The sequence below is a fragment of the Variovorax boronicumulans genome, from assembly GCF_040544675.1.
In the GTDB taxonomy this organism is placed as follows: Bacteria; Pseudomonadota; Gammaproteobacteria; order Burkholderiales; family Burkholderiaceae_C; genus Variovorax; species Variovorax boronicumulans_D.
The window spans coordinates 13,934-29,712 of sequence record NZ_JBEPKK010000001.1; the positions used below are offsets into that span (position 1 = coordinate 13,934).

Consider the following 15,779-nt stretch of genomic DNA (forward strand, 5'->3'; position numbering starts at 1 on the left):
TATGAACCAACTGCTCGCCACGGCATCCGCCGGCCTGCAACCGCGTAATTTCGTGGCGCACCTGCGCGCGTTGGCCGAGCGGCGTCCGCACGACGTCTGGCTCACCGTGGTCGACGAAGTCGACGGCGTCCACAGCGAGTTGCCCTTTACCTATGCCGTCTTCGAGCGACGCGTTCGCGCGCTCGCGGCGCGGCTACAGCAGCAGTTCGCCAAGGGCGACCGCGCGCTGGTCATGCTGGACAACGGCGACCACTATGCCGTGAGCATGCTGGCCTGCTTCTACAGCGGCGTGGTCGCGGTGCCGGTGTTCCCGCCCGAATCGACCCGGCCCCAGCACCTGGCGCGGCTCACCGGCGTGGCGGCCGATTCCGCAGCGCGCTGCGTGCTCACGTCTTCCGCGTTGAGCGCCGCGATGTCGGCGGCCGGGAACCAGTTCGGCGATGTGCAGATCGTCCCGGTAGATGCGGTGAATGCAGACGATGCCGCGCTCGCCGATGCCTGGCAACCCTTCGAGCCTGCGGACGACGACGTCGCGTTCCTGCAATACACCTCGGGCTCCACCTCGGCGCCCAAGGGCGTGATCGTCACGCACGGCAATCTCATGGCCAACGAGCATGCGATCCAGGTCGGCATGGGCATCGGCCCGGATGACAAGTTCGTCTCGTGGGCGCCGCTCTATCACGACATGGGTCTCATCGGCGGGCTGATGCAGCCGCTGTACAGCGGCATCCCGCTGGTGCTGACCTCGCCGCGCTATTTCCTGGAGCGCCCGGTGCGCTGGCTGGAGCTCATTTCGCGCCACCGCGCCACGCTCAGCGGCGGCCCGGACTTCTCGTTCCGCCTCTGTCTGGAGCGCGTGAAAGACGCGCAGGTCGCGCAGCTCGATCTGTCGAGCTGGCGCGTGGCCTACACAGGCGCCGAGCCGGTGCGTGCCGACACCGAATTCGACTTCATCCAACGCTTTGCGCCGGCCGGTTTCGATGCGGGCGCGGTCTATGCCTGCTACGGCCTTGCCGAGGCGACGCTGTTCGTCACCGGCGGCCGGCGCGGCGCGGGCATGGTCGCGCGCGGCTTCAGTGCCGAAGGCCTCGCCAGCGGCACGGGCACGCCCAGCGACGACGGCCCGCTGCTGGTCGGCTGCGGCGCGGCGGCGGCCGGACACCGTGTCGACATCGTCGATCCCGCCACGCTGTCGGTGGTGACGGAGCCCGGCCGCATCGGCGAGATCTGGGTGAGCGGCGCGAGCATCGGCGCCGGCTACTGGGGCAAGCCGAGCGAGTCGGCGCAGACCTTCGTCGAGCGCGAGGGCCGGCGCTGGTTGCGCACCGGCGACCTCGGCTTCGTCTGCGACGGCGAGCTCTACGTGACCGGCCGCATCAAGGACCTGATCATCGTTCGCGGCCACAACATCTACCCGCAGGACATCGAGCGCGTCATCGAGGCCGAGGTGGATGCGGTGCGCAAGGGCCGTGTCGCGGTCTTCGCGGCGAGCGGGCACTATGGCGAGGGCATTGGCGCGGCCGCCGAGGTGTCGCGCAGCATGCAGAAGCTGGTGCCGCCGCAGGTGCTGGTCGAGGCGCTCAGCGCCGCGGTCAGCGAGGTGTTCGGCGAGCCGCTCTCGGCCGTGCTGCTGCTCAACCCGGGCGGCATGCCCAAGACCACCAGCGGCAAGCTGCAGCGCAACGCCTGCCGCGCGGGCTGGCTGGACCGCAGCGCCGACGCCTACGCCATCTTCGAGCGCGGGGTCTTCGTCAAGGGCGGCCCCGTCGAGGCGCCGGCCGAAGAGGCCGCGCTGGACGACACCGAACGCGCCGTCGATGCGATCTGGCGCGAGGTGCTCCGGCCGGCCGATGCGAAACCCTTCGCACGCGAGGCGCACTTCTTCACCCGCGGCGGCAGTTCGCTCAGCGCCACGCAGGTTGCCGCGCGCATTGCCACCCATTGGGACATCGACTACCCGGTGCGCCTGATGTTCGAGCATCCGCGCCTGCATGAATGCGCAGCTGCCGTGCGGCAGCGCCTGGCCGAAGGGGTGCGCGCGCGGCCCGCGCCTGTGGCGGTGCTGGCGGCAGAACGTCGGCTGCATGGGTTGCCGCTGTCCCATGCGCAGGAGCGCCAGTGGTTCCTGTGGCAGCTTGACCCGGCGAGCGCGGCGTATCACATGAGCGGCGCACTGCGCCTCACCGGCCCTCTGCAGGCCGACGCATTGCGCGCGGCGCTCGACGATCTGGTGGCGCGCCACGAGTCGCTGCGCACCGTGTTCCGCGCCGGCAGCGACGGTGCCGCCGCACAGTGGATACAGCCTGCCGGCACCGTGGCGCTGGAGGTGATCGACCTGCGCGCCGTGCCCGCAGGCGAACGCGAGGCACAGTTGCAGAGCGACGCCCGCCGCCTCAAGGCCGCACCCTTCGACCTCGCTCAGGGCGGCCTGCTGCGCGCGGCGCTGTTTCGCCTGTCCGACGACACGCAGGTGCTTGCGGTGGTCATGCACCACATCGTTTCCGACGGCGCCTCGATGCAGGTGCTGATCGACGAGCTCGCGGCAGGCTATGCCGCGCGCCTGCAGGGGCGGTCCGCGGCGTTGCCCGTGCCGCGCGTGCAGTACGCCGACTACGCGGCCTGGCAGCGCGAGTGGCTGGCGGCCGGCGAGGCGCGGCGGCAGCTCGACTGGTGGCACGCACAGCTCGGCGACGAGCACCCGGTGCTCGAGTTGCGCACCGACCATCCGCGCAAGCCGCAGGCCAGCTACCGCGCCGCACGGCATGCCTTCGCGCTGCCCGCGCCGCTGCTCGCCCGGCTGCGCGGCATGGCGCAAGCGGACGGGGCCACGCTGTTCATGGTGCTGCTCGCCGGCCTGCAGGTTCTGCTGCATCGCTACACCGGACAGCGGGAGATTCGCGTCGGTGCCGCCATTGCCAACCGCAACCGCGTGGAGTTCGAGAACGTCATCGGCCTGTTCGTCAACACGCTGGTGCTGCGCAATCCCATCGATGGCCGCACCAGCCTTGCACGCGCACTGGCACAGGCCAGGGACGCGGTGCTGGGCGCACAGGCCCACCAGGACCTGCCCTTCGAGCAGCTGGTGCAGCGCCTGCAGCCCGAGCGCAGCATGAGCCACAGCCCGCTCTTCCAGGTGATGTTCAACCACCTCTTCGAAGACCACCGCGCGCTGCAGCGCCTGGACGGCATCGAGGTGCAAGACCATGCGCTGCCCGATCTGCAGACCCAGTTCGACTGGGTGCTGGAAGCACGCGAGCGGCCCGACGGGCGCCTCATGCTCGATGTGATCTACGCCCAGGACCTGTTCGAGCGCGAAACCATCGCGCGCATGGCGCAGCACTATGTGGCGGTGCTCGCGGCGCTCTGCGCCGACGCCGGCCGCGCGGTGGGCGACATCGACCTGCTCGGCGCCACCGAAAAGTCGCAGCTCGCGCAATGGAGCGTGAACCCGCGGCGCGAACCGCAGCCGCAGCCCGTGCACCACGCCATCGCCCGGCACGCGAGACAGCAGCCCGACGCCATTGCGCTGCTGTTCGACAACGAGGCGCTGAGCTTCGCCGAGCTGGACCGCCGTGCCAACCGGCTGGCGCACCGGCTCATCGCGCTGGGCGTCAAGCCCGACATGCGCGTGGGCATCGTCATGGAGCGCTCCGTGGAAATGGTGGTGGGGCTGCTGGGCATCCTCAAGGCCGGCGGCGCCTACCTGCCGCTGGACCCCGACTACCCGCTGCAGCGCCTAGCCTACATGGTGGAGGACAGCGGCATCGCGTTGCTGCTCACGCACCGCGCCACGCGCGAGCACATCGCCGAGCGCGCAGGCCTGGCCCGGCTGGACATCGACAGCACCGATCTCTCGGGCGAACCCGACACCGACCCCGGCGTCGCGCTGCACGGCGCGAACCTGGCCTACGTCATCTACACCTCCGGCTCCACCGGCAAGCCCAAGGGCGCGGCCGTGCATCATGCCGCGCTGCACAGCTGCATGGCCTGGATGCAGCACACCTGGGGCCTCACGCGCGACAGCACCGTGCTGCACAAGGCGCCGTTCGGCTTCGACGTGTCGGTGTGGGAGATGTTCTGGCCGCTCACCGCCGGCGCGCGGCTGGTGGTCGCCAACCCCGGCGATCACCGCGATCCCGCCCGGCTGGTCGCGCTGATCCAGCGCCACCAGGTCACCACGCTCAACTTCGTGCCCTCGATGCTCCAGGCCTTCCTGGCGCACAAGGACATCGAAGCCAGCACGCGGCTGCGGCACATCATCTGCGGCGGCGAGGCCATGCCCGCCGAGACGCAGAAGGAAACGCTGCAACGCCTCGGCGGCGCCACGCTGCAGAACCTCTACGGCCCGACGGAAACCACCATCCACGTCACGCGCTGGACCTGCCGCCTGGAAGGCGACGACGGCGGCCAGAAGCTGGTGCCCATCGGACAGCCGATCAGCGACACCCAGTGCCATGTGCTCGACGCAGAGCTCAACCCGGTGCCCCGCGGCGTGGCCGGCGAGCTGTACCTGGGCGGCGTGAGCCTGGCGCGCGGCTACCTCCACAAGCCGGGCCTGAGCGCCGAGCGCTTCGTGGCCAACCCCTTCGGCGATGGCGAGCGCCTCTACCGCACCGGCGACCTCGTGCGCTGGAACACCGAGGGGCAGATCGAGTATTTGGGCCGTATCGACCACCAGGTGAAGATCCGCGGCTTTCGCATCGAGCTCGGCGAGATCGAGGCGCAGATCCTTGCGCAGCCCGAGGTGCGCGAAGCCGTGGTCGTGGCCCGCGAGGGCGCGGGCGGCGCATCGCTGGTGGCGTACATCGCCGCGCATGCGGACCGGGCCGTCGACACGCAGGCGCTGCGCGAGCGGCTCGCGCTGGCACTGCCCGACTACATGGTGCCGCGCGCCGTGGTCACGCTGCCGGCATTGCCGCTCAACGCGAACGGCAAGGTCGACCGCAAGGCGCTGCCCGAACCCGAGGGCCTGGGCCGCGCGAGCACCTACGAGGCGCCAGAGGGCCATGTGGCCCGCACGCTCGCGGCCATCTGGTCCGAGGTGCTGCAGGTCGAGCGGGTCGGCCTGCATGACAACTTCTTCGACCTGGGCGGCCACTCGCTGCTGCTCATTCGCGCACACCGCCTGCTGGAAGAACGGCTGCAGGGCAGCTTTGCGCTGGTCAACCTCTTCAAGTACCCCACCGTCGAATCGCTGGCGCGCTGGATCGAGCAGGGCGGCGCGCAAGCCGCGGTTGCTTCCACCGCAGGCGGCGACGAGCGCGCGCTGCGCCAGCGGGCCGCCATGCTTCAACGCCGCAAAGCGGCAGAGAGAGTGAATTGATGTCCACCTTCAACGACGCCGCCGAACCCACCGGCCTGGAAATCGCCATCGTCGGCATGGCGGGGCGCTTTCCCGGCGCCGACGATGTGGACGCCTTCTGGCGCAACATCGAGCGCGGCGTGGAGTCGGTCGCGCGCTTCACCGACGACCAGCTGCGCGCGCGCGGCGTGCCGCAGAGCCTGCTGGACGCCCCCGACTACGTGAAGGCCGGCGTGATGTTCGAAGGCTTCGACCAGTTCGATGCCGGCTTCTTCGGCTACACGCCGCGCGAGGCCGAGAACCTCGATCCGCAGCAGCGGGTTTTTCTGGAGTGCGCCTGGGCGTCGCTGGAGCATGCGGGCTGCGACCCCGCGCGCTGGCCCGGCAAGGTGGGCGTGTATGCGGGCGAGGGCGCCAACGTCTACCTCATCCGCAACCTGCTGCCGTCTTTCGGGCTGGGCGCGCACACGGGCATTGCCGACCTGCTCGGCCTCATGAGCGGCAACTCCGGCGGCTCGCTGTGCACGCGGGTCGCCTACAAGCTCGACCTGCGCGGCCCCGCCGTGAGCGTGCAGACCGCTTGCTCCACCTCGCTCACCGCCGTGCACACCGCCTGCCAGGCGCTCCTGAGCCACGACTGCGACATGGCACTGGCCGGCGGTGTGTGGCTCAACCTGCTGCAGGAGGGCGGCTACCGCTACCAGGCCGGCGCCATCCTCTCGCCCGACGGCCATTGCCGCGCGTTCGACGCCGACGCGGCCGGCACGGTGATCGGCAGCGGTGCCGGCGTGGTCGTGCTCAAGCGGCTCGATGAAGCGCTGCGCGACGGCGACACGATCCACGCGGTCATCAAGGGCACGGCCGCCAACAACGACGGCGCGGCCAAGGTCGGCTTCACCGCGCCCAGCATCGACGGACAGGCCGAAGTCATTCGCGCCGCGCAGCTGATCGCGGGCGTCTCGGCCGACACCATCGGCTACATCGAGGCGCACGGCACCGGCACCACGCTGGGCGACCCCATCGAGATCGCGGCGCTCACGCAGGCCTTTCGCGCCGACACCGAGCGGCGCGGCTTCTGTGCCGTCGGCTCGGTCAAGACCAACATCGGCCACCTCGACGCGGCCGCCGGCGTGGCGGGGCTCATCAAGGCCGCGATGGCGCTCAGGCACGGCGTGCTGCCCCCCAGCCTGCACTTCAGCAAACCCAATCCGCGGATCGATTTCGCGAGCAGCCCGTTCCATGTGAACGCGCAGCGCCGGCCCTGGCCCGAAGGCCCCACGCCGCGGCGCGCGGGGGTGAGCTCGTTCGGCATCGGGGGGACCAATGTGCATGTGGTGCTTGAAGAAGCGCCGCGTTCGGCATCCGTGCAGGCGAAGACGTCGTCGGCACCGTCATGGCAGGTGCTGCCGCTCTCGGCGAAGGACGAAGCCGCGCTGATGGCGGGGCGCGAACGCCTGGCGGCGCACCTGCGCGAACACGGCAACGAACAACCGCTGGAGGACGTCGCCCACACGCTGCAGTCCGGGCGCAAGACCTTCGCATGGCGCAGCGCGGTGGTGGCGAACCAGACGGCGCTGGCTGCCGAGATGCTCGCGTCGTCCGCTGGTGCCACGCCCCGGCCGGTGGGCGCGGCGCCCGAGGTGGTGTTCCTGTTCCCGGGCAGCGGCACGCAGCACGCGCTCATGGGCGCGGACCTCTACCGCGACAGCGCCGTCTTCCGCGAAGAGACAGACCGCTGCCTCGCCGTGCTGCGCCGCGACTGCGGCGTCGACTTGCATCCGCTGCTGTTTCCGCCGGCCGGCCAGGAGCAGGCCGCCAACGAGCGCCTCTTGCGTGTCGAGTTCGCACAGCCCGCGCTGTTCGTCGTCGGCTATGCCATGGCGCGCTGGTGGATGCATTGCGGCGTCAAGCCGTCGCTGATGCTCGGCCACAGCCTGGGCGAATACGTCGCGGCCTGCCTGGCTGGCGTGTTCTCGCTGGAGGACGCGCTGCGCATCGTCGCCGCGCGCGGCCGCCTCATGCAGACGCTGGTGCCGGGCGCGATGACCGCCGTGTCGCTGTCCGAGAAAGAACTGGCGCCCTTCCTGGCCATGGGTTGCGACCTTGCCGCGGTGAACGGCGAGGCGCTCTGCGTGCTCGCCGGCCCGGTGGATGCGATAGAGCGCGTCGAAGAAGCGCTGCGCGCGCACCGGCACGTGCCGCGCCGCCTGCATGTGGCCATCGCCTTCCATTCGCGGCTGGTCGATCCGATCGTCGCGGAGCTGGAGCGGGTGGTCGCCGCGGTGCCCAGGCATGCGCCGGCCATCGCGTTCATCTCCAACGCCTCGGGCCTGCCCATCACGCCGCAGGAGGCCACCAGCCCCGCTTACTGGGGCCGGCACTTGCGCGGCACGGTGCGCTTCGCCGAGGGCCTGCGCGAAATCTTCGCCACGCCCGGGCGCGCGGTGCTCGAAGTCGGGCCGGGCGAGACGCTTGCGGGGCTGGCGCGCCAGCACTCCGGCAGCGCGTCGGCCGCCGGCATCTGGGCCAGCCAGGCGCATCCGCAGCAGCTTGCGCGCAATGCGCCGCAGCTGGCGAACGCGGTGGCGGGCCTGTGGACCGTGGGCGTGGACATCGACTGGCCGGCGTGCCGCGACGGCGCGATCCGGCGCCGCGTGCCGCTGCCGACCTATGCCTTCCGGCGCCAGCGTTTCTGGGTCGATCCCGCCGCGTCTGCCGAGTCCGTGCAGGCGGCCCCGCAGAGTGAGCCCGCGGGGCTCTTCTATGTACCCTCGTGGAAGCGAACGGCGCCGCTGTTGCCGTCCTCGCATGAAACGGCCCGCCCAGGCTGCGCCCTGGTCCTCGGCGATGTGAACAGCTTCACCGACCGGCTCGCGCGCACGCTGCGTGCGCAGGGCGCGCAGGTGGTCGTCGCGCTGCGCGGCAAGGCGTTTGCGCGCACCGCCCCGCAGCAGTACGAAGTGCGCGGCACGGACCGTGCCGACCACGCGCGGCTGCTGCGCGAGGCCGAAGCCGAGGCCGGCCCGGTGACGCAGGTCTTTCACCTGTGGAGCCTGGACGCCGGCCGACCCGCCGCATCGCCTGCCGAAGGCCTGGCCGCAGGCTACTTCAGCCTGCTCGCGCTGGCCCAGGCGCTGGACCCCGCCGATCGCTCGCAGCGCGCGCCGCTGGCATTGACCGTGGTCACCGACGGTATCGAAGATGTCTGCGGCACCGAGACCTTGTCGCCCGAAAAGGCAACCCTGCGCGGCCTGGCCAAGGTGCTGGGACAGGAATCGCCGTCGATCGCCTGCCGCATCTTGGACGTGGTCCTGCCCGCCCCCGAGAGCGCCGCCGAGAGCGATCTCGCGCGCTGCGTCGTCCAGGAAGCGGCGGCCTCGCATGACGAGCCCGTCGTTGCCTACCGTGGCCCGCACCGCTGGACGCGGACCTGCGAGCCGCTGGCGGCCGGCACGCCCGGCGTGCAGCGGCTGCGCAAGGGCGGCGTGTACCTCATCACCGGCGGCCTGGGCGGCGTGGGCATGGCGCTCGCCCGCCACCTCGGCAAGACATGGCAGGCCAGGCTGGTGCTGCTGGGGCGCACGCCCGTGCCCGAGCGCGGCGAGTGGGCGCGCCTTATCGAAGAAGCGCCCGAAACAGCCGAACGGCCCGCGGCACTGCGCCGCAGGCTCCGGCAACTCATCGAACTGGAGGCCGACGGCATCGAGGTGCTCACCGTGGCCGCCGACGTGACCGACCCCGCCCAACTGCGCGGCGCACTGGCGGCCGTGCATGCGCGCTTCGGCGCGGTGAACGGCGTCGTCCATGCCGTCATCGAGCCCGATCACGGCATGGTGTCGCAGCGCACGCAGGCGCAGGTCGAAGCCGCCTTTGCGCCCAAGATCGCGGGCACGCGCGCGCTGCTCGATGCGGTGGCCGCGGAGCCGCTGGACTTCGTGCTCTTCTGCTCTTCGATCGCGACCTTGCTCGGCGGCCTCGGCCTGAGCGACTACGCCGCGGCCAACGACTACCTCGATGCGCTGGCCAGCGCGCACCGGCGCACTTCGGCGCTGCCGGTGTTCTCGGTCAACTGGGACGCCTGGCGCGATGTGGGCGCCGCGGCGGGCAAGGACCTGCCCGAAGGCATGGGACTGGACGAGCGCACCGGCGTGCTGGCCTTCGAGCGCATCGTCAACGGACCGGACCTGCCGCAGACCGTGGTGTCCGCGTCGCCGCTCGCGCCGCGCCTGCGGCCGCTTCGCAGCCTGCTCGATGCGGCGGACGACGCGCCCGAAGCGTCATCGACCCCGGCACGGGCGGGCCATCCGCGCCCGGTCATGCAGACCGCGTTCGTCGCACCCGAAGGCGACCTCGAGGAAGGCCTGGCCGAACTCTGGATCGAGGCGCTGGGCATCGCCCCCGTGGGCGCGCACGACAACCTGTTCGAGCTGGGCGGCGACTCGCTGCTCGCCATCCGTTTGCTGTCGAAGGTGCGCAGGGCCTACGGCGTGGACCTCGCGCCCGCGGCTTTCTTCAAGGCCCCGACCGTCGCCGGACTGGCTTCGCTGGTCGAGCTGCGCCTGATCGAGGACATAGAGGCCGCCGGAACCGGCGACGGGGAGGACGACGGCGCCCGGCCCGGTCGCACCACTGCGGGGCTTTCATCATGAGCCAAAGCAACGACAGCAACGACATCACCGCGCGCCGCGCGAAACTGACGCCGGCGCAATTGAGCCTGCTGCAGCGCCGGTTGCGGCGCGACGGCGCGGACCAGGGCGAGGCAGGCGCCGCGCCGCCGCGTTCATCTCGCGAGGCGATCACCCGGAGCACCGACGACGGCGCCGCCGCGCCCGTCTCCTTCATGCAGCAGGGACAGTGGTTCCTGTGGCAGCTGGATGCCGGCAACACGGCCTATCACGTCGGTGGCGGCCTGGGCTTCTCCGGGCCGCTGGACGTCGCTGCGCTCCAGGAGGCCATCGAGGAGCTGGTGCTGCGGCACGACAGCTTGCGCACCGTGTTCGGCGCAGGGCCCGAAGGACTGCCGGAGCAGCGCATCGACCCGGCCGCCCGCATCGACATTCCTTTTGCCGACCTCAGCACCCTCGATGCCGCCGCCCGCGCATCGCGCCACCGCGAAGCGGTGCTGCAGGTCTGCCGCACGCCCTTCGATCTTGCGAACGGCCCGCTGCTGCGCGGCGCACTGCTGAAGATGGCGCAAGACGAGCACCAGCTGCTGCTGATGCTGCACCACATCGTCTCCGATGCCTGGACCGTCGAACTCATCCTCGACGAACTGGCGCAGCGCTACGCGCAGCGCGTGGACGGCGCCGCGGCGGCCGCAGGTCCCGCGCCCGAGATCCGCTATGTCGATTTCGTCCGCTGGCAGCACCATTGGCTCGAGAGCGAAGAGGGCGGGCGGCAACTCGCGTACTGGCGCCAACGCCTCGGCGGCAGCCAACCGGTGCTCGACCTCGCCACCGACAGGCCGCGCGCGGCCCACGCCGGCTACAGGGCCGTGCAGCACGCGCTCGACGTGCCGGCGCCGCTGGCGAGCGAACTCAAGCGGCAGGCCCGCGCGCAGGGCGGCACCCTGTTCATGGTGCTGCTCGCGGCGTTGCATGCGGTGCTCTTCCGCTACACAGGGCAGGAGGAAATACGCGTCGGCGTGCCGGTCGCGGGGCGCAGCCGCCCGGAAACCGCCGGCGTGGTGGGCGCCTTCATCAACACCGTGGTGATGGACGCGCGCATGAACCCGCGCATGCCCCTGGCCGAACTGCTCGCGCAGGTGCGGGACACCGCCTTCGAGGCGCAGGCAAACCAGGAGCTGCCCTACGAACGGCTGGTGCAGGCACTGCGCACCGACGGCGCCGACCGCAACGGTGCGGGTGCGCCGCTGTTCCAGGTCATGTTCAACCACCTCGGCGAAGGCGACCGCCCGCTGCGCGGCTGGCCGCGGCTGAGCGTGCGGCGCATCGACCTGGAGGAGCGCGCCGCGCCCTTCGAGCTGACGCTGGAGACCATCGAGCGCGCGGACGGCAGCATCCGCGCCGCGTTCCGCTATGCCGCCGAGCTGTTCGAGCCGGCCACCATCGCACGGCTCGCTGGCCATTACCACCGCGTGCTGCAGACGCTGGCGGACGATCCGCGGCAGGCGCTGGGCGCGCTCGCGCTGCTGGCCGGCGAAGAGCATGCGCAGCTCGCGGCATGGGGCGTCAACGCACGCGGCCACGGCGACGCGGAACCCGTGCACCAGGTCATCGCCCGATGGGCGGCCGCGCACCCGGACGCCGAGGCGCTGGTCTTCGGCGACCGGACACTCAGCTATGCCGAACTGGAGCGCCGCGCCAATCGGCTCGCGCACCGGCTCATCGCGCGCGGGGTGCGGCCCGAGCACCTCGTGGGTGTCGCGCTGGAGCGCAGCATCGAAATGGTGATCGCGTTGCTCGCGGTGATGAAGGCCGGCGGCGCCTACGTGCCGCTGGACCCGGAGCACCCGGCCGATCGCATCGCCTACATGGTGCAGGACAGCGGGCTCGCGCTGGTGCTCACGCAGCGCCGCCTGCAGGAGCGGCTGCCTGCGGACATCGGCGTTCCGGTGCTGCTCATCGACGCCGACGGCGCCGACGAGATCGACGGCAAGGACGCGGCCGACGACAGCGATCCGGCCGTTGCGCTGGACGCGGAGAACCTCGCCTACGTCATCTACACCTCGGGCTCGACCGGCAAGCCCAAGGGCGCGGCCAACCGGCACCGCGCGCTGCACAACCGGCTCGCATGGATGCAGGAGGCCTACGGCCTTGCGCCCGGCGACACGGTGCTGCAGAAGACGCCGTTCAGCTTCGACGTGTCGGTGTGGGAGTTCTTCTGGCCGTTGATGTACGGCGCCCGGCTCGCGGTGGCCGCGCCGGGCGATCACCGGGATCCGGCCCGCCTGGTCGAGCTGATCCAGCGTCACGGCGTGAGCACGCTGCACTTCGTGCCGTCGATGCTGCAGGCCTTCCTGACGCAGCCCGACGTGCAGGCCTGCACCAGCCTCAGGCGGATCGTCTGCAGCGGCGAGGCCCTGCCCGCCGAGGCGCGGAACGAGGTGCTCCGGCGGCTGCCGAAGGCCGGGCTCTTCAACCTCTACGGACCGACCGAAGCGGCCATCGACGTCACCCACTGGACCTGCCGCGACGACGGGCGCAATCAGGTCGCGATCGGTCGGCCCGTGTCCGGCATCCGGACCCATGTGCTGGACGCCTCGCTGAACCTCGTGCCCCCTGGCGTGGCGGGCGAGCTGTACCTGGGCGGCGTCGGGCTTGCGCGCGGCTATGCGAAGCGACCGGGGCTCACCTCCGAACGCTTCGTGGCCGACCCGCTGGATGCGAACGGCGGCCGCCTCTATCGCACCGGCGACCTCGTGCGGTGGAACAGCCAGGGCCAGCTCGACTACCTCGGGCGCCTGGACCACCAGGTGAAGATTCGCGGCTTTCGCATCGAGCTCGGCGAGATCGAGGCGCAACTGCTGGCCCATCCGCAGGTGCGCGAGGCGGTGGTGGTGACGCAGCAGGCACCCGGCGGCGCGCGGCTCGCGGCCTATGTCTCGCTGCACGCGGGGCCTGCCGTGGACGCCGCGGCGCTGCGCGAGTGGCTGGGCCGCACGCTGCCCGACTACATGCTGCCGTCTCTCCTGATGGCGCTGCCGGGCCTGCCGCTCAACGCCAACGGAAAGATCGACCGCAAGGCGCTGCCGCCGATACAGGCCGCGGACGCCGGCACCCACGAGCCGCCGAGCGGCGCGATGGAAGAGACGCTGGCGCGCGTCTGGGCCGAGTTGCTGGGCATGGGTGCGGGGGAGGTGGGGCGCCAGGCGCACTTCTTCGAGCTGGGCGGGCATTCGTTGATGGCCGCGCAGCTCGTCTCGCGCCTGCGCGCGGTTTCGGGGCTGCAGCTGCCGCTGCGCGAGGTGTTCGAGCATCCGGTGTTGCGCGACATGGCCGCGCGGCACACGCCAACCGTCGCCGGGGCCATGGGGGCGGGTACCTCCATGCCTTCGCTGGTGCCGGTGGCGCGCGGCGCCCGCATGAGTCTTTCGCCGACGCAGCATCGTCTCTGGCTCGTCGACCGCCTGGCCGATGCCGCCGGACGCACCGCCTACAACATGGCGACCGCGCTTCGTTTCGAGGGCCCGCTCGATGCGGCGGTGCTGCGGCGCGCGCTCGAGACGCTGGTGGCGCGGCACGAGGTGCTGCGCATGGCCTATCCCTTTCACGACGACGGCGATGACGGCGAGCCGGTCGCGGCCATCGCGCCGGTGGCCGCCTTCGAACTGCCGTGGACCGACCTGTCGCCGGTGGCACCCGAAGCGGAAGCCGAGCGCATCGGCGCCGCGCTGGACGCGATGGCGGCGGAGCCTTTCGACCTTGCTTCGGCCGCGCCGCTGCGTGCCGCGCTGCTGCACCTCGGACCGGGCCGCCATGCGCTGCTGCTGTGCGTGCACCACATCGCGTTCGACGGATGGTCTGGCGCGATCTTCGCGAACGAGTTCGTGGCCGCCTATGAGGCGCTGCGCGCCGACCTGCCGTCCAGGCTGCCGCCGCTGCGCGTGCAGTACGCGGACTACGCCGTGTGGCACGCCCGCATGCTCGAAGCCACCCGCGCGCGGGACGCGGCGTTCTGGCGGCGCTACCTGCACGACGCCCCCAAGGCTTCGCGCCTGCCGGCGGACGGCAAGCCCACGGCAGCCGCCGCGCACGCGGGCGACAGCCTGCGCGTGCCGCTCGAAGGCGCGCTGGTGGAGGCGCTCACCCTGCTGGCGCACGCCAAGAAGACCTCGCGCTTCACCGTGATGCTCGCGGCCTTCCTCGCGCTGGTGCACCGCGAAGCGGGCACAGCCGACCTCGTCATCGGCACCGACGTCGCCGGGCGCGACCACCCCGAGCTCGAGAAGCTCATGGGCTTCTTCGTTAACGTGGTGCCGCTGCGCTCGCGCGGCAACGCTTCGGCCCGCTTCACCGACTGGCTGGCGCAGGTGCATGCGACCACGCAATCGGCGCTGGCGCACGGCAGCGTGCCCTTCGACCGCATCCTCGACCTTGCCGGCATTCCGCGCTCGCAGGGCACGCCGGTGCGGATGCTGTTCGTCATGCAGAACACGCCGGCCGGGCACTTCGAGATCCCGGGCCTGCGCATCGACGTCGTGCCGCAGCGCGTGCGGCATTCGAAGTTCGACATTGCGGTCTTCGTGCACGAAGGCTCGTCCGATCGGGCGGCCGAGTGGACTGCCGAGTGGGTCTACGACACCGGCCTCTACCGTGCCGAGTCGATCCGGCGTTGGGCCGCCGAATGGTGCGCGCTGCTGCGGCAGCTGGTGATCACCCCCGACGCGCGCGTCGAACAACTCTTTTCAACACCTGTTCGCAAGGAATTCCCCATGAATCCGATGCCGTCGCCCCAGCTCGGAAAGCTGGACAAGCTCAAGAAGTTCGCAGCCAGGGCGCCGTCCGCCACCGTGCCTTCTGCGTCGCCGGTCAAGACCTCGTTCCTGGCCGAGGGGCGCGAGTTCCCGCTGGTCATCGAGGCCACCGGCCACGGCTTCGACGCCGTGGCCTGGGTGCGCGGGCACCGCGGCTTCGTCGACGAAGCGCTCGCACGCCATGGCGGGCTGCTGTTCCGCAACTTCGGTCTCGCGACGCCGCAGGACTTCGAGGCCTTCGCCGAGAACGTCGAGCCCGAGCTCTACGGCAGCTACGGCGACCTGCCCAAGAAGGAGGGCGGACGCCGCACCTACCGCTCCACGCCGTACCCCGAGAAGCAGATGATCCTGTATCACAACGAGAGTTCGCACATGGAGCGCTGGCCGCGCAAGCAGTGGTTCTACTGCGAGCTGCCTTCGCCTGTGGGCGGCGCGACGCCCATCGTCGATTGCCGCGAGATGCTCAGGCGCCTGCCGGCGGACATCGTCGAGGCCTTCGAGCGCAAGGCGCTGACTTATGTGCGCACCTTCACGCCGCACCTGGACGTGAGCTGGCGCGATTTCTTCAAGACCGACCGGCGCGACGAGGTCGAGGCGCGCCTGGCCGCGGGCGGCATCGAATGGCGCTGGCTCGACGAGGACACGCTGCAGACGCGCACCCACTGCCCCGCGGTGATGCGGCATCCGCTCACCGGCGAGCGGGTGTTCTTCAACCAGGTGCAGCTGCACCATCCGGCGTGCCTGGAGCCCGACGTGCGCGAGGACCTGCTCGCGCTCGTCGGCGCCGACCGCATGCCGCGCCATGTCTGCTACGGCGACGGCACGCCCATCGACGACGAGACCATGGCCGTGGTGGGCCGCACCTACGAGGCCTGCGCCGTGCGCTTCGACTGGCGCCGGGGCGACGTGGTGATGCTCGACAACATGCTCGCCGCGCACGCGCGCGATCCCTACGAAGGCCCGCGCAAGATCGTCGTGGCCATGGGCGCGATGTTCGAGCGCTCGGCGCTTCTGGCCGCCGAAACCGCGGGGAGCGAATGA

The 15,779-nt window shown here is 71.2% G+C and carries 3 protein-coding genes; all 3 read left to right on the plus strand.

Annotated features, from left to right (window positions below; translation table 11 throughout):
• Position 1: 1 nt before the first annotated feature.
• Genes ABIC90_RS00090 through ABIC90_RS00100 form a run of 3 tightly spaced genes read left to right on the plus strand, consistent with a single transcriptional unit; the run spans position 2 to position 15,779 of the window.
• Entirely contained in the window at positions 2–5,323 is a 5,322-nt protein-coding gene (locus ABIC90_RS00090) for an amino acid adenylation domain-containing protein (RefSeq protein ID WP_354352001.1), read from the plus strand.
• Positions 5,323–9,951, plus strand: coding sequence for a type I polyketide synthase (locus ABIC90_RS00095; protein ID WP_354352002.1), 4,629 nt, complete (start codon positions 5,323–5,325; stop codon positions 9,949–9,951). Before ABIC90_RS00090 ends, ABIC90_RS00095 begins: the two co-directional genes overlap by 1 nt.
• Complete coding sequence (locus tag ABIC90_RS00100; RefSeq protein ID WP_354352003.1) at positions 9,948–15,779, plus strand: non-ribosomal peptide synthetase; 5,832 nt, start codon at positions 9,948–9,950, stop codon at positions 15,777–15,779. Before ABIC90_RS00095 ends, ABIC90_RS00100 begins: the two co-directional genes overlap by 4 nt.